Below are 25,972 nucleotides of genomic sequence, written 5' to 3'. Positions count from 1 at the left end.
TTTACCGGCAGCGGCAATGTGCCAGGTGATCATCAATCATACCGACGGCCTGCATAAAGGAATAACAGATAACCGGCCCGCAGAATTTAAATCCGCGTTTTTTCAGCGCTTTCGCCAGTGTATGAGACAGCGGGGTATCCGCGGGGATTGTGCTGCTGTCTGTATGGTGATTAATCTGCGGTGTGTTGCCGGTGAACGCCCACAAAAATTCACTGAAATCTTCACCGGCCTCTCTCATCGCCAGATACGCTTTGGCATTACTGATAATGGCATTGATTTTTGCCCGCTGGCGGACAATGCCGGGGTTCTGCATCAGCCTGTCGGTATCCACATCTGTCATGGCGGCGACTTTTTCCGGATCAAACTGAAAAAATGCCTGCCGGTAATTTTCACGCTTTTTGAGGATCACCAGCCAGGAAAGCCCCGCCTGCTGGCCCTCAAGACAGATCATTTCAAACAGTTTGTGATTATCCCGCTCGGGGACACCCCATTCCGTGTCATGGTACTGAATATAGAGCGGATCATCAGTAACCCAGGCACAGCGGGTCTGAGCAGCAGCGGATATTGGCATTTAAGTTCTCCCGGAAAACGGCGTTTTCATTAATTTATACTGGATAAATACCCATGTAAACGGGGATGTTCCCGGTTTTTCGATCCGGGCGGAAAAAGATCAGAGAAGCGCTGTATAGTCCGGCGGTCAGAGGGTATACTGAATGACTTTTATTTTATTATTCATTTTCTCGCGTGCGGATCCAACATGCAAAAGTTTGATACCAAAACCTTCCAGGGTCTTATCCTGACATTACAGGATTACTGGGCGCGCCAGGGCTGTACCATTGTTCAACCACTGGACATGGAAGTCGGCGCCGGCACTTCACACCCGATGACGTGTCTGAGAGCGTTAGGGCCGGAGCCGATTGCGGCGGCCTATGTGCAGCCATCCCGTCGTCCGACGGACGGCCGTTACGGGGAAAACCCGAACCGCCTGCAGCACTATTATCAGTTTCAGGTCATCATCAAACCGTCTCCGGATAACATCCAGGAACTGTATCTCGGCTCGCTGAAAGAGCTGGGTATTGATCCGACGGTTCATGACATCCGTTTTGTTGAGGATAACTGGGAAAACCCGACGCTGGGTGCCTGGGGATTAGGCTGGGAAGTCTGGCTGAACGGGATGGAAGTCACTCAGTTCACTTACTTCCAGCAGGTCGGCGGCCTGGAGTGCAAACCGGTTACCGGGGAAGTCACTTATGGTCTGGAGCGCCTGGCGATGTACATCCAGGGCGTGGACAGCGTTTACGATCTGGTCTGGTGTGACGGCCCGCTGGGCAAAACCACCTATGGTGATATCTATCATCAGAATGAGGTAGAGCAATCCACGTATAACTTTGAATACGCGGATGTGGATTTCTTATTCACCTGTTTTGAACAGTATGAAAAAGAAGCGCAGGCACTGCTGGCACTGGAAACCCCGCTGCCGTTACCGGCCTACGAACGTATTCTGAAAGCGGCTCACTCTTTCAACCTGCTTGATGCGCGTAAAGCGATTTCGGTGACAGAACGTCAGCGTTATATCCTGCGTATCCGTACCCTGACCAAAGCCGTTGCCGAAGCTTACTATGCCTCCCGTGAGGCACTGGGCTTCCCGATGTGTAAAAAGAACTAAGAGGCTGTCATGACACAACAGACTTTCCTGACGGAAATCGGCACAGAAGAGTTACCGCCGAAGGCGCTTCGTTCTCTTGCTGAATCTTTTGCGGCTAACCTGACCGCAGAACTGACCGCGGCTAACCTGACTCACGGTGATGTGACCTGGTACGCGGCGCCGCGCCGCCTGGCAGTAAAAATTGCCGGTCTGGCGGAATCTGCCGCTGATCGCGAAGTGGAAAAACGCGGCCCCGCAATTGCTCAGGCATTTGATGCCGAAGGCAAACCGACCAAAGCGGCGGAAGGCTGGGCCCGCGGTTGCGGAATCACCGTTGATCAGGCTGATCGCATGGTCACTGATAAAGGTGAATGGCTGCTGTACCGCGCGGTGGAAAAAGGGAGCAACGCCAAAGAATTACTGGCCGGTATGGTCAGCCGTGCGCTGGCAAAACTGCCAATCCCGAAACTGATGCGCTGGGGTGATAAAGAGACTCACTTTGTACGTCCGGTTCATACCGTCACAATGCTGATGGGTGCGGATGTTATTCCGGGTGAAGTCCTGGGGATCACTTCTGACCGCGTTATCCGTGGTCACCGTTTTATGGGTGAAGCGGAATTCACTATCGCGCATGCGGATGAATATCCGGCTATTCTGGAAACCCGCGGTAAAGTGATGGCGGATTACGATGCCCGTAAAGCCATGATTAAACGTGACGCGGAAAAAGCCGCGCAGGCACTGGGCGGCGTGGCTGATCTGACTGACAGCCTGCTGGAGGAAGTCACCTCGCTGGTGGAATGGCCGGTTGTGCTGACAGCAAAATTCGAGGAAAAATTCCTCGAAGTTCCGTCAGAAGCGCTGGTTTACACTATGAAAGGTGACCAGAAGTACTTCCCGGTTTACGACAAAAACGGCAACCTGATGCCGAATTTTATCTTTGTCGCTAACATCGAGTCTTCTGACCCGGTACAGATCATCAGCGGGAACGAAAAAGTGGTTCGCCCGCGTCTGGCAGATGCTGAATTTTTCTTTAAAACCGACTGCAAAAAACGTCTGGAAGATAACCTGCCGCGTCTGAGCACCGTCCTGTTCCAGCAGCAGCTGGGCACACTGCGTGATAAAACAGATCGCCTTGAAGCGCTGGCAGGCTGGATTGCCGGGCAGATTGGTGCGGATGTGAATCACGCCACCCGTGCAGGTCTGCTGGCCAAATGTGACCTGATGACCAACATGGTCTTTGAATTCACTGACACCCAGGGTGTGATGGGGATGCACTATGCACGCCATGACGGTGAATCTGAAGATGTGGCACTGGCACTGAAAGAGCAGTATCAGCCGCGTTATGCCGGTGATAACCTGCCGTCAACGCCGGTGTCTGATGCACTGGCGATTGCCGATAAAATGGATACCCTGGCGGGGATCTTCGGTATCGGCCAGCATCCGAAAGGGGACAAAGACCCGTTTGCACTGCGTCGTGCCGCACTCGGCGTGCTGCGTATCATCGTTGAGAAAGGTTACAACCTCGACCTGGAAACGCTGACACAGGAAGCGGTTCGTCTGTATGGCGATAAGCTGACGAACGCAAATGTGGTCACTGACGTGGTTGACTTCATGTTAGGCCGTTTCCGTGCCTGGTATCAGGAGCAGGGTTTTGCGATTGATACTATTCAGGCGGTTCTGGCGCGCCGTCCGACCCGCCCTGCGGACTTTGATGCCCGCATGAAAGCGGTCACGCACTTCCGCACGCTGGACGAAGCCGCTGCCCTGGCTGCCGCCAACAAGCGTGTTTCCAACATCCTGTCGAAGAGTGATGATGTACTGAATGATACGGTTCTGGCGTCATTAATGAATGCACCGGAAGAGATCCGTCTGGCTGCGTATGTGACTGACCTGAAAACCCAACTGGCTCCGCTTTATGCGGAAGGCAAATATCAGGAAGCGCTGACTGAACTGGCTTCTCTGCGCGAATCAGTGGATGCGTTCTTTGATAGTGTGATGGTGATGGATAAGGATGACAATATCCGCCGCAACCGTCTGACATTATTAAATGAACTGCGCAACCTGTTCCTGGGTGTTGCGGATATTTCGCTGTTGCAGTAATTTTTATTAAACAGTGATGTTACGATATAAAGCCCGGTCTGACCGGGCTTTGTTTTTTTACTCAAACGGCAGTAATAATGCGCCTTCAGTTTTCCGGATATCCATTTTATTCAGCTCAATATCCTGCTTTCCGCCGAGATAATTGGTACCGTCAAAAACCAGGGTGAAATCGCTGATCGGGCTTTTTGGATTAAGGTAATTTGTTTTCATCTGACCGTTATTTTCAATGCTGCTGTTACTCATAATGGTATTCATCAGTAATGTATTTATTTTACCGGATGATTTATTTTCAAATATGGAATGATGCAGATCCATTGTCAGCTGGTTATTGCCGTGCATCGGCGTTTTTTTCGGGTCTGTCAGCTGTAATTCCGGCCCGATGGTTATCTGTCCTGCGTTCCGTATTTGTGCGGCAGCAGAATGGATATACATATTATCCGCTTTGATATGACTGTTTGCTTTGATATTCAGAAAGTTACTGGTATTTTTTCTGTTTTCCAAAGAGTAATCCGGATTGATCAGTTCTAAATCACGAAGACCGCTGTTTGTTTTTGCCAGATCATAATGACCGATATAGGTTGCCAGATTTTTGGTTTTCAGCTGGCTGTTTTTCATGTCAATAGCCGCGGCAATGAATGTGAGTTTATCGGTATCAGCAAAATGCTGTTTTGCGGTATTCAGCATACGGACTTTTCCGCTGATATTCCGGTAACCGGAAAATTGCCCCTCCGGCGTCATACTGACATTACCGGCAGCCAGACTTAAACTGTTCGCACCGGTCACACTGCACCCGTTACAGGTAATACCGTTCGGGTTAGCGATAATGAGATGGGCTTTTTGGCCATCCACATGCATATTGCCGCGCAGACGTGATTTTTCACCTGAAAGCACTTCGTTAATAATTGTCCCGGCACCGGCTTCACGGTTATTAAAAACCACACCGTTTTTCCCGACATTAAATTTATCATAGGCGTTATAAGAAATGCCGTGTGTATTTGCCGGCGCGACATTAATGGTCGTAGTATTTCCCTGGCGGACGACTTTAGTTGTTTCTGCAGACGCAGGATTAACGTCAATATTTGCCGCGGAGGCGAACTGGCTGAGTAAAAGGGCACTACTGATAACAGATAACTTCACTATTTTTTGCATAACCACTCCCTGGTTGTTGTTGAGATATAAAATCCACGGGCAGGATAAATAAAGTCGCTGACAGGAGATATGAACAGAGTGGTTATTTTTTGTCAGTTTTCAGCATTCCGATAGCAAATAAAAAACATATCGTTTACCGATAAGAGGATAAAAAACAGAAATTTGGCGGATAAACCGGCGAAACAAAAATAATGTGGCGAAAAACAAAAAATTCCGGTTTCAGCTCTTGACGTTTATCCTTTCCGGCAGTAATATCCATCCCGCTTTCGGCGAGTAGCGCAGCTTGGTAGCGCAACTGGTTTGGGACCAGTGGGTCGTAGGTTCGAATCCTATCTCGCCGACCATATTAAGAAAAACCCTGCTTTTACAGCAGGGTTTTTTGCTTTTCAGCATCCTGCACTTTTTTCTTCTGCTCCTTTCAAAAAATTACGCCGCTTTTTTGATATCGCTGTTTTCCGTTATCCGTTTTACTGCCCGCTGAAAAGGATTTCATCAGACGGACGGATACATGATAAAAAAAACAATCGCAGCTGTTGCGATGGCAGCCTGTGGCTGTGCATGGGGCAGCACATACACTTCTTCGCCGGTTTCTCCGGCCTCCTGCGCCATACTGTCAAAGGTGGTGATTGAGCAGCGCGAATTAATCGGTTCATCTTATCTGGCGGATCAATTTGAAAAAAATATTACCGGACACTGTCTGACATCAGAACAGATGGCGGAAGCGGTTATTGCGCTGGAGTCAGCGGTGCACGAGGCCGGGTTCATCACGGCACAAATCAGTGTGCCGCCGCAGAATGTCAGTGACGGTACGCTGACACTCCGGTATCAGCCCGGTTATCTGAGCGGCTACCGTGATAAAGAGAGCGGAGAAGCACGCTTTGGCCTGAATCTGATTTTTTCGCAGCGGTCTGACGGACAACTGAATATCCGCGATACCGAACTGGGGATGACACATCTGAATCAATTGCCCGGACTGGGGGCTCAGGCGGCAGTGGAACCCGATCCGCTGAATCCCGGTAATAGTGTGATCACGATTACACAGCAGAAAAAACGCAGCATAAACGGTTCGTTTGAAGTTAACAATTACGGCAGCCCGTCAACCGGCAGCAGTCAGATAAGTAACCGGCTCAGTATTGAGAACCCGTTGCAGTTGTATGATCGTCTGTTTATTTATGCGTTGCGGGATATGGACCGCGATCATTCTGCCGGTGTGAAATTTATTTATGGTCAGTACCGAATCCCTTTCCGGCACTGGGAATTTACGGCAGGCGGCAGTTACAGTGAACAAAAGCAGCAATACCCGGTGTACCGGGGATCACTGGACTATTTTACCCGCAGTAAAACACTGGATCTGAATCTCGGCCGCAAACTGTTGCTGACCCCGGCGCATGATATCACCCTCAGCAGCGGCATTTCTGCGGTAACCCGGCAGGTTACGCTCGGGCATTCGCCGCTGATATTACCTGAGCGCCGTTCTGTTTACTGGAACGCCGGGCTGAATCATCGCTGGCATCATCCGGCCTTCACCCTTCAGTATCAGGTTCAGTATAAACATTCACTGAACCGTTTTGGTGCAATGCCGGTGACAGAAAAAAAACTGAAACACACCCGGCAGCTGATCGCGGAAACAACACTGACAGTGCCGTTTCGTCTGGCCGGTCAGTCGTTTTATTATGAAAATGTGATACGCGGCTCTGTTAATGCGGATAAAGCGGATGAGATGGATTATGAATCGCTGAGCGGCCGCTATTCGGTCCGCGGTTATCCGTTTTCCCACAGTATGAGTTCTGCGCGGGCATTTATCAGCCGCAATGAAGTGGTCTGGCAGCAGGTATTGCCGGGGCATAATCTGTATCTGGCAGCGGATGCCGCACTTCCCGGCGTTAAGATGTCCGGAGGAACCCGGTCACACGGCCTGGCGGGTGTTGAAACCGGGATTAAGGGATTTTACAAGTCGCTGAGCTATCAGGTTTTTGCCGGTATGCCGCTGAAAGAGGCTGAGGGTGTGCGGGCATTTTCCCCGGTGGGCGGGATCTCGGTTAGTGTCAGCTACTGACGATAATTGCTTTCATTGCGTGATAGTTCCGCTGTATATCAGGCCGGAAGCGGATTACAGCGGCAAACGTGGCAAAAGGTGCAACGGAAAACACTGTGACAATGATATCAGACAAAATAATCGCGCAGTAATTAAGCATTCAGTCACAAAATCCGGATAATTTTTGTCAGCTGTTTATTCTGTGAACGTTTTACCAGGCAGGTGAATAAATGCTCAGGTGTGCGCCTGCTCAAACATTTTAGCTGTTTTTGTTATTAAAACGTTTGATTTGTGTGTTTTATGTGTAGTCATCATCCATAGTCAATAGTATTGACTGCCTCTGTGACAGTTGATTTAGTGAAGTGTCAGAAAATAATAAACAAACTGAAATCTGTGGTCCGGTGCTGCCGGACGACAGAGCAAACACGACATTCAACGACAGGCGGAGATAATGATGATGAGAAGCGCCAAACGTAAGACAGGATTAGCGAAGCTGGGCATTACACTGGTTGCCCTGGCGGTGTCTGCAAGCGTCAATGCGGCGGGAACACTGGTTTTTTGTTCTGAGGGATCACCGGAAGGATTTAACCCGCAGCTGTTCACCTCGGGAACCACCTATGATGCCAGCTCCGTGCCGCTGTATAACCGGCTGGTCGAGTTTAAGGCCGGTACGACTGAGCTGGAGCCGGGCCTGGCTGAATCCTGGGAAGTGAGTGAAGACGGAAAAACCTATACTTTCCACCTGCGGAAAGGGGTGAAATTCCACAGCAGCAAGGAATTTAAACCAACCCGCGATTTAAATGCGGATGATGTGATCTTTACTTTCGATCGTCAGAAAAACCCGGATAACCCGTATCACAAAGTATCCGGCGGCAGTTATGAATATTTCAGCGGTATGGATATGGATAAAATTATCGACAAAGTTGAGAAAGTCGATGACAACACCGTCCGTTTTCAGCTGAGCCGCTCTGAAGCGCCATTCCTGGCCAACCTCGGGATGGACTTCGCCTCAATTCTCTCCGCAGAATATGCTGATCAGATGCTGAAAGCCGGTACGCCGGAGAAAGTGGATCTGAACCCGATCGGTACAGGGCCGTTTGTGTTACAGCAGTACCAGAAAGACTCCCGTATCCTGTATAAAGCTAATGATGATTACTGGAACGGTAAACCGAAAATTGACCGTCTGGTCTTCTCCATTACGCCGGACGCTTCTGTCCGCTACGCTAAATTACAGAAAAATGAGTGCCAGGTGATGCCGTATCCGAATCCGGCTGATCTGGAGCGTATGCGTGCGGATAAAAACATTGTTCTCAAAGAGCAGCCGGGCCTGAACGTCGGCTATCTCTCCTATAACGTCACGAAAAAACCGCTGGATAACGTCAAAGTCCGTCAGGCACTGAATATGGCCGTTAATAAAGATGCCATCATTGACGCGGTTTATCAGGGTGCTGGCCAGAAAGCAAAAAACCTGATCCCGCCGACCATGTGGGGTTATAACAACGGTATCGAAGACTATCCGTATGATCCGGAAAAAGCCAAAGCGCTGCTGAAAGAAGCGGGCATGGAAAACGGCTTTGAGATCGACCTGTGGGCGATGCCGGTTCAGCGTCCGTATAACCCGAATGCCCGCCGTATGGCTGAGATGATCCAGGCAGACTGGGCGAAAGTCGGCGTGAAAGCCAAGATTGTGACCTATGAGTGGGGTGAGTACCTCAAGCGCGCGAAAGCGGGTGAGCCTCAGACCGTCATGATGGGCTGGACCGGTGATAACGGGGATCCGGATAACTTCTTCGCCACACTCTTCAGCTGTGCGGCCAAAGAGCAGGGGTCGAACTACTCGAAATGGTGTGATCAGTCCTTTGAAAACATCATTCAGCCGGCACGCACCACGGCTGACCCGAAAGAGCGCGCCAAGCTGTATGAACAGGCTCAGGTGGTGATGAAAGATCAGGCACCTGCGCTGATCGTTGCCCACTCCACCGTGTTTGAGCCGGTTCGCAAAGAAGTGAAAGGCTATGTGGTGGACCCGCTGGGTAAACACCACTTTGACAATGTCTCTATCGAAAAATAAGTAAACCGGAAATCAGTGTTACCGGTCTGCCGCCTCCTCCCGGAGGCGGCAACCCTGTATCGAACCGCATTGCACGGACGACGCAGAACACATAATTAAAACAATATTATTCATCGTGTGAGTATAAAGGGAAAGTCCTCCCTTTCGTCCGGTCTTATGACCTGAGCGCTGTCAGCGGCCATTACAAGAGAAACAGGGATATGCTGCAATTTATCCTCCGGCGTGTCGGGATGGTAATACCGACATTTATCGGTATTACGTTACTGACGTTTATATTTGTTCATCTGATCCCGGGAGACCCGGTCACTATCATGGCGGGTGAGCGGGGGATCTCCCCTGAACGCCACGCACAGCTGATGGCGGCTCTGGGGCTGGATCAGCCATACTGGAAACAGTACCTTCATTATATCAATGGTGTCCTGCACGGTGACCTCGGCCTCTCTCTGAAGAGCCGCCAGCCGGTATGGGATGAATTTGTCCCCCGCTTTAAAGCCACGCTGGAACTCGCGGCCTGCGCCATGATTTTCGCTATCTCGGTCGGGATCCCTGTCGGGGTGCTGGCGGCAGTCAAACGGGGCTCGGTCTTTGATCACACCGCTATCGGGATCTCCCTGACCGGTTATTCGATGCCGATTTTCTGGTGGGGCATCATGCTGATCATGCTGGTGTCGGTGAATCTCGATCTGACACCGGTGTCAGGGCGCTTATCGGATAGCGTGTTCCTCGATGACAGCCAGCCGCTGACCGGATTTATGCTGATTGATACTCTGATCTGGGGTGAGGACGGCGATTTCCATGATGCCGTGATGCATCTTATTCTGCCGTCCATTGTGCTCGGTACTATTCCGCTGGCGGTGATTGTCCGTATGACCCGCTCGGCGATGCTGGAAGTGCTGGGTGAGGACTATATCCGTACCGCCCGTGCCAAAGGGCTGAGCCGCCTCCGTGTGATTGTGGTGCATGCACTGCGCAACGCGCTGCTGCCGGTGGTGACGGTGATCGGCTTACAGGTCGGCGTGATGCTGGCCGGGGCGATTCTGACCGAAACTATCTTTTCCTGGCCCGGTATCGGCCGCTGGCTGATTGATGCTCTTCAGCGCCGCGACTATCCGGTTGTGCAGGGCGGCGTTCTGCTGATCGCCATTCTGATTATTCTGGTTAACCTGTGTGTGGATTTACTCTACGGCGTCGTTAACCCGCGTATTCGTCATAAAAAATAACAGGAGCGCACAATGTCTGAGACGACAAATACTACCGTGACCCGCGCGCCTGAGCCGCTTTCCCCGCTGCGCGAATTCTGGCACTACTTCCGGCGCAATAAAGGCGCACTGATCGGTCTGATTTATATCCTGGCGATGCTGCTGATCGCTGTTTTTGCCCCGCTGCTCGCCCCGCATCTGCCGGATGAGCAGTTCCGTGACCATTTATTACAGCCGCCGGTCTGGCAGGAGGGCGGCTCATGGCAGTTTATTCTCGGTACTGATGATATCGGCCGCGATATTTTGTCACGCCTGATGTACGGCGCCCGGCTTTCGCTGCTGGTCGGCTGTCTGGTGGTGGCGTTATCGCTGCTGCTGGGTGTGGTGATTGGTCTGGCGGCCGGGTATTTCGGCGGCTGGGTTGATGCTCTGATCATGCGTATCGTCGATATTATGCTGGCACTGCCGAGCCTGCTGCTGGCGCTGGTGCTGGTGGCGATTTTCGGCCCGTCGATTGTTAACGCCTCGCTGGCGCTGACTTTCGTGGCACTGCCGCACTATATCCGTCTGACCCGCGCAGCGGTGCTGACTGAAGTAAGCCGTGACTATGTGACCGCCTCTGCGGTGGCGGGTGCGGGCCCGGTGCGCCAGATGTTTGTCAATATTTTGCCGAACTGCCTGGCACCGCTGATTGTGCAGGCCTCGCTGGGTTTCTCCAACGCTATTCTGGACATGGCCGCATTAGGTTTCCTCGGGATGGGCGCACAGCCGCCGACACCGGAGTGGGGAACCATGCTGTCCGATGTTTTACAGTTTACGCAAAGCGCGTGGTGGGTGGTGACCTTCCCGGGCCTGGCGATTTTACTGACGGTACTGGCGTTTAACCTGATGGGCGACGGATTGCGTGATGCCCTTGATCCTAAGCTTAAGCAGTAGAGGTGCAGACATGGCGTTATTAACAGTTGATAAATTATCTGTTCACTTCGGTGAAAAAGAGATGCCATTCCGCGCCGTTGACCGGATCAGTTATCAGGTTGAGGAAGGCGAGGTGCTCGGGATTGTCGGTGAATCCGGTTCCGGTAAATCCGTCAGTTCACTGGCGATTATGGGGCTGATTGATTTTCCGGGCCGTGTGATGGCGGAGAACCTGGAATTTGACGGCCGCCATCTGCTGACCATCTCAGAAAAAGAACGGCGCGAGCTGGTGGGTGCGGATGTGGCGATGATTTTCCAGGATCCGATGACCAGCCTCAATCCCTGCTATACCGTGGGGTATCAGATTATGGAAGCCCTGAAAGTTCACCAGGGCGGCAACCGGAAAACCCGGTTACAGCGGACTATCGATCTGCTGACACTGGTCGGTATCCCTGATCCGAAATCGCGGCTGGATGTGTATCCGCATCAGTTGTCCGGCGGGATGAGCCAGCGGGTGATGATTGCCATGGCGATAGCCTGCCGTCCGAAGCTACTGATTGCGGATGAGCCGACAACGGCGCTGGATGTGACTATTCAGGCACAAATTATTGAATTGCTTTTGGAATTGCAGCATCAGGAAAACATGGCGCTGGTACTGATCACCCATGACCTTGCGCTGGTGGCGGAAGCCGCTCATCACATTATTGTGATGTATGCGGGGCAGGTGGCGGAGTCCGGTAAGGCGTCGGATATCTTCCGCGCGCCGCGTCACCCGTATACTCAGGCGTTGTTACGGGCGCTGCCGGAATTTGCCGGTAACAAGAGCCGGCTGGCATCACTGCCGGGCGTTGTGCCCGGAAAATATGACCGGCCGGAAGGCTGTCTGCTGAACCCGCGCTGTCCGTATGCCACGGATTTATGCCGCAGCACGGAACCGGAACTGCGTACTGTCGGGGCGCGTCAGGTGAAATGTCATACCCCGCTGGATGATGAAGGGAGACCGGGCCATGAGTGAAACCACACAGCCGCTGTTACATGTCAGTGATCTGAAAAAATATTATCCGGTGAAAAAAGGCTTTTTCTCACCGGAACGGATGGTGAAAGCCCTCGACGGCGTATCTTTTGATCTGAACCGGGGAAAGACCCTGGCAGTGGTCGGGGAGTCCGGCTGCGGTAAATCGACACTCGGTCGTCTGCTGACCATGATTGAAAAACCGACCGGCGGGGAACTGTTTTATCAGGGGCAGGATCTGCTGGTGGCGGATAAACATGCGGAGAAACTGCGGCGGCAGAAAATTCAGATTGTGTTCCAGAACCCGTACGGTTCGCTCAATCCGCGTAAAAAAGTCGGGCAGATTCTGGAAGAGCCGCTGATTATCAACACATCACTCAGTGCGGCGGAGCGAAAAGAGAAGGTGCTGGCGATGATGGCGAAAGTCGGTCTGAAAACCGAACATTACAGCCGTTATCCGCATATGTTCTCCGGCGGTCAGCGCCAGCGTATTGCGATTGCCCGGGGTCTGATGCTGGACCCGGATGTGGTGATTGCCGATGAGCCGGTATCGGCGCTGGATGTGTCAGTCCGTGCTCAGGTACTGAATCTGATGATGGATCTCCAGGATGAGCTGGGCTTGTCGTATGTGTTTATTTCGCATGATTTATCCGTGGTGGAGCATATCGCGGATGATGTGATGGTCATGTATCTGGGGCGTTGTGTGGAAAAAGGCACTAAAGCGCAGATTTTTGAGAATCCGCGCCATCCTTACACACAGGCATTGTTATCCGCAACACCACGGCTGAATCCGGCGCAGCGCCGCGAGCGGATAAAACTGACCGGTGAACTGCCGAGCCCGCTGAATCCGCCGCCGGGATGCGCTTTTGCCGCCCGCTGCCGTCATGCGTTCGGCACCTGCACCCAGTTCCGCCCGGAGCTGAAATCCTACGGCGGACAGCTGATTGCCTGTTTTGCGGCGGACAGGGAAGAACAGGCAAAAACGTCTGCATAACATTTTGTTTTACCGGAAATTACAGAAAAATATGTTTTAACTGAACACAAACAGCGATAATGGAGGGCTCCGTTATCGCTTTTTGCTGTCTGAGGGGTGAGATTAGATCAGCACAAAGCATAATGATGACGTATAATCACTGCGTACGACGAAAGATGTGATAACTGAATTGTAACGAAAGGCGTGGAATATGCGTGTAAAAGTCAGAAAGTCACTGACTATCAAACAGATGTCAGTTGTCGCTGCGGTGACTTTGGTGACTATCGCACTTTTTATGACGCTTCTGTTATCACATCTGATACAACAGCGAAAAGCGGATTACATCAATCAGCTTTATAATTCGTCAGTACAGGTCAGGAAACCGCTGGCAGATGCTTTGTTAGGGTCAGATTTAAACGCTGTAAAATCGACGCTGATAACATTACGTGCCAGCGGGATTTTAGGACGCGCGATTGTGATGACGCCGGAAAATGTTCAGGTGATAAGCCTGGATTTTGCCACACACCGTCCTATTCCCGGCGCAGCAAAAATGATTTTCGGGATACCGGTTGAAATTCAGGTGCCGCTTTACGCTTACGGCGTGGCACATACCGGCAAACCCCCGCAGGGTTATCTCATTCTTCAGGTGGATGATAACCGCATATACCACTTCGCGATGAATATCGTGGCACTGATGGTGACCAGTTATCTGTTACTGGCACTGGTGCTGGTGATCGCAATAAGCTGGTGTATTAACCGCCTGATCGTGCGGCCGCTGCGTAATATGGCCTGTGAACTGAACAGTGATGAGCCTGCGGAGCAGCTCAGTTGTTCGGCATATCATGAGGATGATGAACTCGGTTTGCTGGCGAAGGGGTACCGGAACCAGGTGAACAAACATAAATCAGGGTCATCATAAAACTTCCCGGACGGTTTGCTGTCTAAACCCAGACGAATCAAAGGGACGTCCCGGAAGCCGGTCAGTTTTGCCTGTGCGTATCGTCTGACATAGCAGTATTTCCGGCATCAGTGGTAAACCTCAGAAGAAGGCATACCAGGGATTCATATTAAAAGAGGTTAGCATGCAACGCTCTTATTTACGTGTTTTACTCGGTGGCGTCCTGATTGCCGTCACATCTCAGTTACACGCAGAAGCTCTGCAGCCGGACCCTGCATGGCAGCAGGGGAAACTGGCAAACGGATTCAGCTGGCAGTTGCTTCAGACGCCACAACGCCCGAATGATCGTATTCAGATGCGTCTTTCTGTTCAGACCGGCTCCATGATGGAAAAACCGGCTGAAAAAGGGTTTGCTTATCTCATTCCGAAAGTGGTTATGTTCAACAGTCAGAGCCTGAACACACAGCAGTTATCTAACCTGCTGCGTAACGGGATCAGCCCGGATATGCCACTGCCGCCGGCAATTGTTTCTTATGATTTCACACTTTATAACCTGAGCCTGCCGAATAATAATCCGGAGGTGCTGAAAGCGGCACTGAGCTGGATGGCGGATGTCTCCGGTCACGGAATTTTTAATCAGGAAACCGTTGCCGCCGCTCTGGCCGCACCGGATTCACCTGTCGCCACCTATCCGCCGAATATCAATGATCCTATCTGGCGTGCCCGGATAAAAGGCACCACCCTGCAGGGGTTTGACCCGGTGCCGCCGCCTGCGGGAAAAATTGATATCGAAGCGCTGAGCAACTTCTATCAGCGCTGGTACACGCCGGATATGGCGACACTGTATGTTGCCGGTCCGGTTGATAAACGTGCGCTGGAAGAGGGTATCAGCAAAGCATTCGGTTCCCTGGAAGGCAAACGTCAGGCACCGGTCAGTGTGGCCACACTGCCGCGGATGAAACCGCGCTCAGTCCATGCCGTAAATGAAAACCAGAAAGACGACATGCTGGCACTGGTCTGGGATCTGAACTGGTCTTCTGTCAAAGATTCGGAGGCACTGAACCGTTACTGGTTAAATGACCTTGCCCGCGAAGCAATTTTCGGTTCATTACAGCAGGGCATCGGCAGGAAAAATGAAAAATTCATGGCGATGAACATGGATTGCCGGATGCAGTACCAGCGTGCCAGTTGCATGCTCAGCCTGCGTGCACCGAATGAAAAAATGCCGGGGATTGTTCCGGAGCTGGCGGGTGAACTCGCTGTTCTGAAAGAGAAAGGTATTTCTGCGGAGAATTTCAATGCTCTGATTGCCATGAAACAGGCCCAGCTTCAGCAGCTGTTTGCTATCTATGCCCGTACCACCAGCGATATTCTGATCAACCAGCGTCTGATGTCCCAGCAGAGTAATATCATTGATATTCCGCCGGAACAGTATCAGCGTCTGCGTCAGGCATTTCTGAATAACCTGACACCGGAAGTACTGAATACCGAAATTCACGCGATTTTAGAGCAGGATACCGCATTCTTCTTTACTCAGCCTAAAGGCGAGACAGAAATGAATGTGGATCAGCTGCGCGCGCAGTTTGATAAGATAATGCATCCGGAGAAAGCCGTTGCAGCGGCGGAGAAACAGGCTGCGGCTGATGCGGAACTGGCTGAAAAAGCTGCTGCGGAAAAAGCAGCGGCAGAGAAAGCCGCAGCAGAGCAGGCTAAAGCACAGGCAGTAACCCCGGAGGCAGCAGAGCCGTCACCGGCGGTGAAACCGGCAGCACCGGTTCAGGCTCCGGCTAAAAAAGGCGGGCAAAACGGTAATACCGAGCCACCGGCGGCAGATAATAACACCGACGGTGTCAGTGCCTGAATTTGGTAACGATATGAAATAAAAGGGTATCTGCAAGATACCCTTCAGGCCGTTGCCAAACCCGCAGGGGTTGGCGACGACCGACAGAGGTTGTAAAAAATAAACCAGGAAAATCAATTTATTGATTTTTGACTGATAACACAAAGCAGGAAAAACCACGTTTTATCCTGCTTTGTCAGCAATCTCAAGGGTATCTGCAAGATACCCTTTTTTATGACTATTCATCGTCCTGACACAAGCTGCTTTCCAGCAGATTCATCAGCCACGGCCGGGTATCCCGGTTATTCACAAATCCCGCCGCCGCAATTTTTTTCTGCGGGTGATAATAAGCAGCGGTTCCCCAGAATCCCAAATGATACCAGAGCGTCTGCCCGTCCCGCTCTGTGACCATCACACCGCAACGGTACTCTTCCGCACCGTCATGGCTGCCTTGTTTCATCATGATTTCAAGGGTTTCCGGTTTATCAAAAATACGTCCCTCAAACAAATTCGCCATAAAAACGGCGAGGGCGCTTACGGACATAATCAGCCCGCCGCCGCCCCAAAGATCCATTGTCGGGCTGATGGTATCCCCGTCGGTATTGCCGAGATACTGATGTGCCCGCGGCGGAAGACCGGCCGGGACCGGTTCTTCCAGTTCCCAGTAAGCGGAGCCCATGCCCGGCATATCAAAGCGCAGCAACTGCCGGACAGCCTGTGCCAGCGGCAGCTGTGTGACCCGCTCAATAATATCCCCCAAAAGCAGATATCCGGTATCAGAATACAGATAACAAAGACCCGGTTTCATCAGCGGATAACCCCGGCTGACATACAGGCGGATCTGTTCATCCCGTGTCCAGAGGTGCCCCGGGTCAGCCAGTACGTCGCGGATATATTTTTCATCAGCATGGTCATACAGCCCGCTGCTGTGACTGAGCAGATGCAGTACGGTGATGGCGTTCAGATCATAACCCGCCTCTGTCAGCCTGCGGACATACTGCGGGGAAAGCAGTGGTGCGACAGGTGAACTGAGACTGAGTTTCTGCTGTTCATACAGGCGCAATACTGCCGCTGCCGTAAAGGTTTTGGTATTGCTGGCGATCCGCACCGGGGTATCCGGTGTGACCGGTGTGCTGTCGTGTTTGCTCAGCCCGCCGTGTGCTGCTCCGTCCGGAAGGTCACAACCTGCACCGGTGAAGTAAAATGCCGTGGCAAAACCTTCCGGCTGAACATCCTGTAACAGGGCTGACAAATTTCGTACCGGCATGATTATTTCTTCGCACCGGCGCGCAGTTTTGTCACGGTCTGCCCGCCGACACCCCAGTTGTCGGTTTCCACCTCATCAATAATCACAAAAGTTGAGGCCGGATTTTTCCCCAGCACATCAACGAGTAATTGTGTGGCACCTTCAATCAGTTTTTGTTTTTGTTCTGCGGTCGCACCCTCTTTGGTGATGCGGATATTGATGAATGGCATAGTGACTCCTGATAGATGTGTTGGTCTGCAACTGTCTGAATATCAGCCGGTAACGGTTCAGTATCCGTTACACTGACTGATATTCATACCATATTGCAGCCAAAATCTCAGGCGGTTTTATTTTTTTGGATGTCAGTCGCAATCCAGGCAGCAGAAAAGAGGATCAGCCGCGCGAAGAAATAGAAAAAGGCCATCAGCCCGATAACAGAACCAAATGCGGCACCGGACGGGGAAGCCGCCATATTCGGCAGCAGCCAGGTCATAATGGTTTTCAGGATCTCAAACCCGATCGCGGCCAGCAGCGTGCCTTTCAGCAGTGATTTGCGGTTCAGCTTCATCCGCGGCAGTATCCAGAGAATCCAGGTAAACAGCAGATAGTTGGCGAGGATAGAGATTGTCAGGCCGATTGCCGTCCAGGCGGGACGCAGCCACTCAATTGCATCCAGGCCGAGAAACGCGACAATCCGGGCCTGAGCGGCACCGGCAATAGATGTCAGGGACAGGGTGACCACCAGCGCCACCAGCAGGCCGATCAGCGCCAGGAAATCGCGCAGATAGCGCAGGAACATATTTTCTTTCACTTCAATATCCGGCTCCCACTGGTCGTGGTATTGCGCACGGATAGCCATCCGCAGATTACCCACCCAGTTCACCCCCGAATAGAGAGCCAGCGCCAGACCGGTTAACCCGACCGTCGCACGCTGGCGGATAGCGGTATCAATGCTGCGCTCAATGGTGCCGGCGAGTGTCGGATCGCTGATACTGTTGGCAACACCGCGGATAAGCCGGGTCAGCAGCTCCGGATTGAAGGCCAGCACATAACCGGCGGCGGCAAAAGAGACCATCAGAATAGGGATCATGGATAAAAACGAGAAATAGGTAATCGCTGCACCGAACGGGCTGCCCATTCTGTCATTAAAGCGGGTTGCTGTGCGGATCAGATGAGCAATAAACGGAATATTGCGGATATAATTTCCGGCTTTCACACTCCATTTCAGGGCTTTTTTTCCCTGTTTTATCCCTTCATCAAAATTCTTCCGCAGGGGTTTTAATGATGATGTGCTGTTGTCATCTTCCGGTGTGTCGTGTTCCCGGGTCATGTATCCTCGCTTGTTCGGAAATTGATTCCGTTTAAGTTTACTACAGGACTAACCGGATGAACAATTCAGGCTCTGACCGGAACCGGATATAACCGGCTTCAGAATTTACCGATTGATTAACAGGGATAATAATATGTAATTAATCAGCGTATTAGCGCTTAAAACGATTAATTAAATATCACCTTATAATGTGTTCATAATATGAATAATAAATGTGTTTTTTTCCGTAATAACAGGAAAAAGAATCTCTCTTTTCTGATGCTTATTATTCCGTTGTTTATCACCGGATGTGTTTATAAACCCGAAGGGCCGTATTTACCTGCACAAGTCATGGTTGTTTCAGATCAGGTCTGTCTGCTGATCCGTCCGCAGGGAGATGAAAAAATTATCCGGCTGGATATTAATGAGATCGGCAGTGTGAATAAACGTCTTTTAACACAGACTTTTACTCCGGAACAGTCTGCTGTCAGCCGGGGACACTGTATTTCAACGCAAAATTATCCTTTCCGGAGCGGTTATGCTTATACGGCGCTGATAACTGTCGGGTCAGAGATTCAGCGCCGTCTGAATATTCACCCCGGAACACGAAATTTTGAAATCCGTTTTCATCTGACAAATTATTTTGGCGGGTTAAAAGCAACCGAAATTTAACCGCGCCTGCCGGTTTTTATTTTCAAAAAAACCGGCAGCGGTGTTATCACTTTAATAATGTGTCCAGTTCTGCCTGCGCTTCTTTTAATTCCGCTTCGGCTTCGGCCAGTTTTCGTTCGCGTTTGGCAATCTTACTGATATCACCTTTATCAACGGCTTTCTGTAAATCCGCTTTGCGTTCAGCGACTTCTTTTGTCCGGTCGCTGACTTCATCACGGGCATCATTACGCAGACTGTTTGGTGTGCAGTAAGTATTTACATTCTGCAAAGCCCGCTCCAGCCCCTGCACCCGGTGTGTGTTGCCGTGTGCTTTGGCATAGCTGATCTGCTCCTGAATTTTGCTCTTTTTGATATCACAGCCATTCTGCGCACTCAGTGCGGAGGTGCTTACCAGTAATGTTCCCAGTGCCAGAACGGCAGTTGTAAAACGTGTCATGTTTACCTCGTTTTTTATATTAGTCGTCATTTTATGACTACCTGTAATGATAATGGTTCATTATCACGCCGCACAGATGAGGAAAGGGCATTGGTTCTTTCCTGCTGAAATCAGGTTATACTGAGTACTTCAATCTGTACTGATATTCTTGTTCCGGGTGGTTCACACCCGACCATCTGAGGCCCTTGTATGCTTAGTTACCGCCACAGCTTTCACGCCGGCAACCATGCGGATGTGTTAAAACACACCGTCCAGAGTCTGATCATTGAATCATTAAAAGAGAAAGACAAACCTTTTTTGTATCTGGATACGCACGCCGGTGCCGGGCGTTATCAGCTCAGTGGCGAGCACGCGGAGCGTACCGGGGAGTACCTGGAAGGGATCGCCCGCATCTGGGCGCAGGAATCGGTACCGGAAGAACTGAAAACGTATCTTGAAGCAGTGAGTGCACTGAATCCGCGCGGTGATCTGCGTTTTTATCCGGGCTCTCCGCTGATCGCCGCACATTTGCTGCGTGACTACGATAAGTTAAATATCAGCGAACTGCATCCGTCTGATTTCCCGCTGCTGCGTAATGAATTCAGCCGTGATAATCGTGCCCGTGTGGTGCGGGAAGATGGCTATCAGCAACTGAAATCACAGTTACCGCCGTTATCCCGGCGCGGATTTGTGCTGATTGACCCGCCGTATGAACTGAAAAGTGATTATCAGGCCGTTGTTAAAGGGATTCAGGAAGGCCACCGCCGTTTTGCCACCGGCACTTATGCGGTCTGGTATCCGGTGGTGCTGCGCCAGCAGATCAAGCGGATGGTAAAAGACTTCCAGGCAACCGGTATCCGCAAAATTCTGCAAATCGAACTGGCGGTGCGTCCTGACAGTGATCAGCGCGGTATGACCGCATCCGGTATGATCGTGATTAACCCGCCGTGGAAGCTGGAATCGCAGATGAAATCTCTCCTGCCGTGGCTGCATAAAGTCCTGGTGCCGGAAGGCACAGGGCATACACTGGTTGAATGGATCACACCGGAATAATTCGTTTCCGCTGCGGGCATGACAGCAGCGGGTGTTTATGTATTGACTGATAAATGGAACGAGCCAACTATGAGTAAACATTACGATTATATTGCAATCGGCGGCGGCAGCGCCGGTATTGCGTCTGTAAACCGGGCTGCGATGTACGGGCAGAAATGTGCCCTGATTGAAGCAAAGGCGCTCGGCGGCACGTGTGTTAACGTCGGTTGTGTCCCGAAAAAAGTGATGTGGTACGGTGCGCAGATTGCAGAAGCCATCCGCCAGTACGGCCCGGATTACGGGTTTGATACCACCATCAACCACTTCAGCTGGGACAAACTGCTGGAAAGCCGTTCTGCATATATTGATCGTATTCACCAGTCTTATGAGCGCGTTCTCGGCAATAACAAAGTGGACGTGATCACCGGGTTTGCCCGCTTTAAAGACGCGCATACTGTGGAAGTGAACGGCGAAACGTACACGGCGGATCATATCCTGATCGCCACCGGCGGCCGTCCGGTTCCGCCGTCCATTCCGGGCGCGGAATACGGGATTGATTCTGACGGTTTCTTTGCACTGAAAGCTCTGCCGCAGCGTGTGGCGGTTGTCGGTGCGGGTTATATCGCTGTGGAGCTGGCCGGGGTGCTGAATGCACTGGGCAGCGAAACACACCTGTTTGTCCGCAAACATGCGCCGCTGCGTAACTTTGACCCGCTGATCACCGAAACGCTGGTTGAAGTCATGAACACCGAAGGGCCGTCACTGCACACCAACTCTGTACCGAAAGCCGTTGTGAAAAATACGGACGGCAGCCTGACCCTGCAACTGGAAAACGGCCACGAACAGACTGTGGATTGCCTGATCTGGGCTATCGGCCGTGAACCGGCAACAGATAATATCAATCTGGATGTGACCGGCGTGCAACTGAATGACCGTGGTTATATTCAGGTGGATAAATACCAGAACACCTCGGTTCCGGGCCTGTACGCGGTGGGTGATAACACCGGTGCGGTTGAACTGACACCGGTTGCGGTTGCCGCAGGCCGCCGTCTCTCTGAGCGTCTGTTCAACAACAAACCGGATGAACACCTGGATTACACCAATATCCCGACCGTTGTTTTCAGCCACCCGGCTATCGGTACCGTGGGTCTGACTGAACCGCAGGCGATTGAGCAGTACGGCGCAGACAATGTGAAATGCTACACATCCTCTTTCACCGCCATGTATACCGCGGTCACCAGCCACCGCCAGCCATGCAAAATGAAACTGGTGTGTGCGGGTAAAGACGAGAAAATCGTCGGCATCCACGGCATCGGCTACGGTATGGACGAAATCCTGCAGGGCTTTGCGGTTGCACTGAAAATGGGTGCAACCAAAAAAGATTTCGATAACACCGTGGCCATTCACCCGACAGCAGCGGAAGAGTTTGTGACCATGCGCTGACAGAAAACCGCAGCCGGATTATCCGGGAAGCAGGATTACCGGCTGCGGTTTTTCAGATTATCCCAGTTTCCGCAGAGTGCCTGCGGATATTACAGCACTTCCCACGTCGGCAAATAAGGCAAGTTCGCGGGTACCCGGTTGCGGATAAATCCGGCTGGACAGCGTTGCATCCCCGTCATTAACAAAGACTTCCGCAGAGGAACGATCAATAAATACACGGAGTGTCAGTTGCTCTCCTTCCGGTAATGCAATACTGCGGTAACTGTTTGAATTGTCGCCGGGGTTATATCTCCACAGTATCAGGCGTTTTTGCTGATTATCGGCATATAATTCCATGGCATTGCCCAGTCGTATACCATAACGTTCAGCATGACTCTCTGCGGTATTCCAGGTTATTTCCAGTTCTGTCGCACCGATATTTTCAGCTAATACCTTTTTGCCATGTAGTATACCGCTGGTTACCGGGGTACTTTCCCGGTGTAATAACGCGGTTTCACGGACAGGGCGCTGACATAACCGGCCATCCCGTTCGAATAATTCCCGCGGCAGTGTCATACATCCGGCCCAGCCTTCCTGTTTTGACGGCATTGGTGATTCCCACATATCCATCCATGCCATGACGATACGGCGTCCGTCCTGCGCGGTAAAAGACTGCGGAGCATAGAAGTCATGTCCGTGATCCAGCTCCTGAAATTTCTGTGTTTGCGCAAATACAGTACCGGGCTGCCAGTGTCCCCGGATAGTACCGCTCTGGAAACGATTACGGTACTGATAACCGTCAGGTTGCATGCCTTGTGGTGAAAACATCAGATAGTGATGTTCACCGCAGCGGAAAAAATCAGGACATTCCCACATATAACTGTTGCCATAACCGGCATGAGCCAGAACACGATCGAATTGCCACTCTCTCAGTGACGTTCCGCGATACAGTAATACCTGTCCTGTATCTGAGGCATCACGGGCCCCCAGAACCATCCACCATACATTATCTTCACGCCAGATTTTCGGATCGCGAAAATGCATGATGCCATCAGGCGGTGTCAGAACAACGCCTTGTTTCCGGAAATGTATCCCGTCAGTTGTTGTCGCCAGACACTGAACCTCGCGGATAGCACTGTCATCTCCTTCATCACTAAGCCAGACATGTCCGGTATAAATGAGTGATAACACACCGTTATCATCAACAGCACAACCGGAAAAACAGCCATCACGGTCATATTCTGCTCCGGGAGCCAGCGCTATCGGTTCGTGCTGCCATCGGATCATATCTTTGCTGGTTGCATGCCCCCAGTGCATTGGCCCCCAGTCTGCATTAACCGGGTGATGCTGATAAAAGGCGTGATAATATCCGTTAAAATAGATAAGCCCGTTCGGATCATTCATCCATCCGGCCGGCGGGGCAAGATGAAAGTCAGGATAGAATTCGTCACCACGCCGGGAGCGGAGTTGTTCAAGTGCTGATTGCGCGTCCAGAAGTTGTTGTTTCATCATATTACCGTCCGTTTTTCAATGGTGATGTGGCGGGTTCCGGGTGTGCCGGTTTGCTTAAGCAGCAGTCCTGATACTATCGTCATGATCAGAACGATGGAGGCGAGGATCATATAGGTATCGGCGAAGCCCAGGGTATCGTAACCGTACCCTGCCAGCGGGGACAGAATCGCCGCACATAGTGAGGAAATAAACTGGAATCCGACCAGATAAATCGTTGCTGATAAGCGTTTATCAAATACAGTTGTGATATATTTAAATAGTGAAATCAAAAGGATAGGAAGTTCTACGGCATGCAGTAATTTCATCAGTGAAATAGTGACAGCATCCGCTGCAAGCCCTGATCCGAAAATGCGTAACGCCATCACAAATCCGCTGATAAGCAGGCCATTTTTGGCTCCGACGCGGTTTACCAGAAAAGGTGCGAGGAACATTCCGCCTGCTTCCAGAAAAACCTGAAGGGAATTCAGGTATCCGAACATTTCATTTCCTTCATTCACATCGGTGAACATGGAAGCGAAATATACCGGAAACTGTTGATCATACACATTATAGACACTGACCCCGCAGACAAATATAACCAGTGACCAGAATGAACGCATACGAAGCAGAGCAAAGGCATCTGAGTATGTCAGTGCATTGCTTTTTCCGAATTCAAGTTCATTCATTGCGTGGGGCCGTACGTCCCGCAGCGTCCATAATAAAATCAGAAACAGGACCGCAGAAACAGATCCCATTGCAAAGTTCAGATTAGGATCGATATTAAATAATATCCCTGCTAAAAATGTGGCACCAGCCCAGCCAAGAGAGCCCCACATGCGGGCACGGCCATATTCAAATCCGGCAATGCGGCTGACCCGTTCAGTATAAGACTCCAGTGCTCCTATGCCTGCGAAAAAAGTTGCCCCGACGTAAACACCCAGACTGATAGCACCGGAAACAATATTCCACCGTAACAGCGGGGTACAGACAAAAATAAACCACGGACCGCTGATAAGCAGCAGTAAGCCGATAAACAACAGTAAGTTTTTACGTAAACCGAGCTTATCCTGAATGAATCCGTACAGTGGCTGAGCGCAAAATGCTGTCAGACTGATAACGGAAAAAATAATACCGGTATCTGTTCCCTTCAGACCGACTTTCTGGCTGAGCCAGAGTGATACCAAAGAAAACACTGATGACCATGTCCAGAAGAATGTGAATAACAGGCCGCTCAGAGTCATGTAAGCATAGCGATTAATACGTATTTTATTACTCATGGGCAGATTCTCTTTCGTTGGATTGGTCATATTCTTAATGTCAATACTGTTTTACGAAAACCCGAATAAGGTGATAACCGGATGTTAATCACTAATGTTAATGTTAACACTGGGTTTTTGTGATTAATGTCACGTTATTCTGATAGGTGGAATAAATAATTATATTATTGGTTGCTATACTCTCTCCGGTCGTCGGGTGTGACCGTTATTTCCGGGATTAGGAAAGCAGCCAGAGTAATCGGGGAGGAAGGATGGTATTTCTGAAGGATGTGGCGAAGCTGGCTGAAGTTTCTATGATGACCGTATCAAGAGCTATCAACAAGCCGGATAAACTAAAAAAAGAAACGTTAGCTCGTGTTCAGGATGCCATTCGTAAAACCGGCTACACGCCGGATTTATCGGCGCGGATGATACGCAGCACCCGTTCAGGGCAGGGGCCGCGGACGATAGGTGTGTTAGCACTGGATACCGCAACATCACCATTCTGTGTTGATATTATTTTATCTGTTGAGGAAACGGCACGCTCGTACGGCTGGAACAGCTATATCGTCAATATGCTGGCAGAGGATAATCCGGAATCCATTGCGGATCTTTTGCTCTCGCATCGCCCGGACGGAATAATTTTTACCACAATGGGTCTGCGGCAGGTCGAAATTTCAGGGCGGATGCTGAAAGTTCCTTTGGTGCTGGCGAATTGTGAAAGTGTTAATACATCGACAGCGTCTTATGTACCAGATGATGAAAGCGGACAATATGATGCGGTAAGTGCATTGCTGAATGCAGGCCGCCGGCGGCCCCTGTGCCTGTACCTGCCGGCTGAACATCCGGCGACAGCCCGCCGTATAAGGGGTCTGACGCGTGCCTTCCGGGATTATGGTGTGGATACCGGAAACTTACTGCATCATTATTTATCTGATGAACATTATTCCGATATTCCGGATGTGGTGCGCAGGTATATCCGTCATGGTAAACCGGAGTTTGATTCTGTTATCTGCGGAAATGACAGAATCGCGTTTATTGTATATCAGATTTTACTGGCCTGCGGACTGAATATTCCTGCTGATGTTGCTGTGACCGGTTATGACAATATGGTCGGGATCGGAGGGCTGTTTATTCCGCCACTTTCAACAGTGCAATTGCCGCATTATGAAATAGGAAGGCAGAGTGCCCTGCATATTATTAACGGTGAAACGCACCATGATACAGTTTGTATTTCTTCGCCGTGGCTGAACCGGGCTTCAGTGTGAATAGCTGTAACCGGAAAATGCGCC

At 51.0% G+C, this 25,972-nt stretch carries 22 protein-coding genes and 1 tRNA gene; 15 read left to right on the top strand and 8 right to left on the bottom strand.

Annotation, left to right across the window (positions count from 1 at the left end):
* Position 1 precedes the first annotated feature (1 nt).
* Positions 2 to 571 carry a DNA-3-methyladenine glycosylase I gene (locus tag AAZR23_RS14475; protein ID WP_434693368.1) on the bottom strand — a complete coding sequence of 190 codons (570 nt, stop codon included), beginning with the start codon at positions 569 to 571 and terminating at the stop codon, positions 2 to 4.
* Positions 572 to 757: 186 nt separating this feature from the next.
* Here AAZR23_RS14475 and glyQ point away from each other — a divergent pair, with 186 nt between their 5' ends.
* Together glyQ and glyS are read left to right on the top strand one after the other, a co-directional pair.
* Positions 758 to 1,666 carry a glycine--tRNA ligase subunit alpha gene (glyQ, locus tag AAZR23_RS14470; RefSeq protein ID WP_046891903.1) on the top strand — a complete coding sequence of 303 codons (909 nt, stop codon included), beginning with the start codon at positions 758 to 760 and terminating at the stop codon, positions 1,664 to 1,666.
* 9 nt (positions 1,667 to 1,675) lie between these two features.
* Positions 1,676 to 3,745, top strand: a complete 2,070-nt coding sequence (glyS, locus tag AAZR23_RS14465; protein ID WP_434693365.1) for a glycine--tRNA ligase subunit beta — start codon at positions 1,676 to 1,678, stop codon at positions 3,743 to 3,745.
* Positions 3,746 to 3,802: 57 nt separating this feature from the next.
* On the opposite strand, the gene AAZR23_RS14460 is transcribed toward glyS, so the two are convergent.
* Positions 3,803 to 4,894 (bottom strand): filamentous hemagglutinin N-terminal domain-containing protein, encoded by a 1,092-nt coding sequence (locus AAZR23_RS14460; RefSeq protein WP_434693363.1) that lies wholly within the window; start codon positions 4,892 to 4,894, stop codon positions 3,803 to 3,805.
* 267 nt (positions 4,895 to 5,161) lie between these two features.
* Here AAZR23_RS14460 and AAZR23_RS14455 point away from each other — a divergent pair.
* From AAZR23_RS14455 to AAZR23_RS14415, 9 genes are all read left to right on the top strand, one after another.
* A tRNA-Pro gene (locus tag AAZR23_RS14455) sits at positions 5,162 to 5,238 on the top strand.
* A 164-nt stretch (positions 5,239 to 5,402) separates the two neighbouring features.
* On the top strand, positions 5,403 to 6,950 hold the full coding sequence (locus AAZR23_RS14450) for a ShlB/FhaC/HecB family hemolysin secretion/activation protein (protein WP_434693361.1): 1,548 nt from the start codon (positions 5,403 to 5,405) through the stop codon (positions 6,948 to 6,950).
* A 436-nt stretch (positions 6,951 to 7,386) separates the two neighbouring features.
* Positions 7,387 to 9,000, top strand: coding sequence for a dipeptide ABC transporter periplasmic-binding protein DppA (gene dppA, locus AAZR23_RS14445; protein ID WP_107679951.1), 1,614 nt, complete (start codon positions 7,387 to 7,389; stop codon positions 8,998 to 9,000).
* A gap of 200 nt (positions 9,001 to 9,200) precedes the next feature.
* Positions 9,201 to 10,220, top strand: coding sequence for a dipeptide ABC transporter permease DppB (gene dppB / locus AAZR23_RS14440; RefSeq protein ID WP_046891906.1), 1,020 nt, complete (start codon positions 9,201 to 9,203; stop codon positions 10,218 to 10,220).
* Between the two features lie 12 nt (positions 10,221 to 10,232).
* Positions 10,233 to 11,135, top strand: coding sequence for a dipeptide ABC transporter permease DppC (gene dppC / locus AAZR23_RS14435; protein ID WP_046891907.1), 903 nt, complete (start codon positions 10,233 to 10,235; stop codon positions 11,133 to 11,135).
* Between the two features lie 10 nt (positions 11,136 to 11,145).
* The gene (gene dppD, locus AAZR23_RS14430) at positions 11,146 to 12,129 is read left to right on the top strand and encodes a dipeptide ABC transporter ATP-binding protein (protein ID WP_434693356.1); all 984 of its coding nucleotides are present in this window, start codon (positions 11,146 to 11,148) and stop codon (positions 12,127 to 12,129) included.
* Positions 12,122 to 13,120 (top strand): dipeptide ABC transporter ATP-binding subunit DppF, encoded by a 999-nt coding sequence (dppF, locus tag AAZR23_RS14425; protein WP_147642632.1) that lies wholly within the window; start codon positions 12,122 to 12,124, stop codon positions 13,118 to 13,120. The genes dppD and dppF overlap by 8 nt, the downstream gene beginning before the upstream one ends.
* 190 nt (positions 13,121 to 13,310) lie before the next feature.
* A complete protein-coding gene (locus AAZR23_RS14420) occupies positions 13,311 to 14,018 on the top strand; it encodes a HAMP domain-containing protein (protein ID WP_107679917.1) in 708 nt (235 codons plus the stop codon).
* Positions 14,019 to 14,181: 163 nt separating this feature from the next.
* Positions 14,182 to 15,858 carry a M16 family metallopeptidase gene (locus AAZR23_RS14415; RefSeq protein WP_052927205.1) on the top strand — a complete coding sequence of 559 codons (1,677 nt, stop codon included), beginning with the start codon at positions 14,182 to 14,184 and terminating at the stop codon, positions 15,856 to 15,858.
* A 217-nt stretch (positions 15,859 to 16,075) separates the two neighbouring features.
* On the opposite strand, the gene AAZR23_RS14410 is transcribed toward AAZR23_RS14415, so the two are convergent.
* From AAZR23_RS14410 to yhjD, 3 genes are all read right to left on the bottom strand, one after another.
* Positions 16,076 to 17,104 (bottom strand): serine hydrolase domain-containing protein, encoded by a 1,029-nt coding sequence (locus AAZR23_RS14410; protein ID WP_218427200.1) that lies wholly within the window; start codon positions 17,102 to 17,104, stop codon positions 16,076 to 16,078.
* Between the two features lie 2 nt (positions 17,105 to 17,106).
* The gene (locus tag AAZR23_RS14405; protein WP_046891912.1) at positions 17,107 to 17,313 is read right to left on the bottom strand and encodes a 2-hydroxymuconate tautomerase family protein; all 207 of its coding nucleotides are present in this window, start codon (positions 17,311 to 17,313) and stop codon (positions 17,107 to 17,109) included.
* A gap of 107 nt (positions 17,314 to 17,420) precedes the next feature.
* Positions 17,421 to 18,413 (bottom strand): inner membrane protein YhjD, encoded by a 993-nt coding sequence (gene yhjD / locus AAZR23_RS14400; RefSeq protein ID WP_052927207.1) that lies wholly within the window; start codon positions 18,411 to 18,413, stop codon positions 17,421 to 17,423.
* Between the two features lie 201 nt (positions 18,414 to 18,614).
* Here yhjD and AAZR23_RS14395 point away from each other — a divergent pair, with 201 nt between their 5' ends.
* Positions 18,615 to 19,064, top strand: a complete 450-nt coding sequence (locus AAZR23_RS14395; protein WP_434693351.1) for a putative T6SS immunity periplasmic lipoprotein — start codon at positions 18,615 to 18,617, stop codon at positions 19,062 to 19,064.
* A 46-nt stretch (positions 19,065 to 19,110) separates the two neighbouring features.
* On the opposite strand, the gene AAZR23_RS14390 is transcribed toward AAZR23_RS14395, so the two are convergent.
* Complete coding sequence (locus AAZR23_RS14390; RefSeq protein ID WP_046891949.1) at positions 19,111 to 19,500, bottom strand: DUF1090 domain-containing protein; 390 nt, start codon at positions 19,498 to 19,500, stop codon at positions 19,111 to 19,113.
* 189 nt (positions 19,501 to 19,689) lie between these two features.
* On the opposite strand from AAZR23_RS14390, the gene AAZR23_RS14385 reads away from it, so the two are divergent.
* Both AAZR23_RS14385 and gorA read left to right on the top strand, forming a co-directional pair.
* Complete coding sequence (locus AAZR23_RS14385; protein WP_218427202.1) at positions 19,690 to 20,532, top strand: 23S rRNA (adenine(2030)-N(6))-methyltransferase RlmJ; 843 nt, start codon at positions 19,690 to 19,692, stop codon at positions 20,530 to 20,532.
* 69 nt (positions 20,533 to 20,601) lie between these two features.
* Positions 20,602 to 21,954: a glutathione-disulfide reductase gene (gene gorA, locus AAZR23_RS14380; RefSeq protein ID WP_166706845.1), complete on the top strand. Its 1,353-nt coding sequence runs from the start codon at positions 20,602 to 20,604 to the stop codon at positions 21,952 to 21,954.
* Positions 21,955 to 22,011: 57 nt separating this feature from the next.
* On the opposite strand, the gene AAZR23_RS14375 is transcribed toward gorA, so the two are convergent.
* Both AAZR23_RS14375 and AAZR23_RS14370 read right to left on the bottom strand, forming a co-directional pair.
* Complete coding sequence (locus AAZR23_RS14375) at positions 22,012 to 23,445, bottom strand: glycoside hydrolase family 32 protein (protein ID WP_218427204.1); 1,434 nt, start codon at positions 23,443 to 23,445, stop codon at positions 22,012 to 22,014.
* Complete coding sequence (locus AAZR23_RS14370; protein WP_166706846.1) at positions 23,442 to 24,701, bottom strand: MFS transporter; 1,260 nt, start codon at positions 24,699 to 24,701, stop codon at positions 23,442 to 23,444. Before AAZR23_RS14370 ends, AAZR23_RS14375 begins: the two co-directional genes overlap by 4 nt.
* A 251-nt stretch (positions 24,702 to 24,952) precedes the next feature.
* On the opposite strand from AAZR23_RS14370, the gene AAZR23_RS14365 reads away from it, so the two are divergent.
* Entirely contained in the window at positions 24,953 to 25,948 is a 996-nt protein-coding gene (locus AAZR23_RS14365; RefSeq protein WP_218427206.1) for a LacI family DNA-binding transcriptional regulator, read from the top strand.
* The last annotated feature ends 24 nt before the right edge of the window (positions 25,949 to 25,972 follow it).

This window comes from Morganella sp. Je.2.23 (genome assembly GCF_051129855.1).
Taxonomy (GTDB): domain Bacteria; phylum Pseudomonadota; class Gammaproteobacteria; order Enterobacterales; family Enterobacteriaceae; genus Morganella; species Morganella sibonii.
The sequence above is the reverse complement of the archived record's forward strand: the minus strand, read 5'-3'. Positions and strand labels throughout refer to the sequence as shown.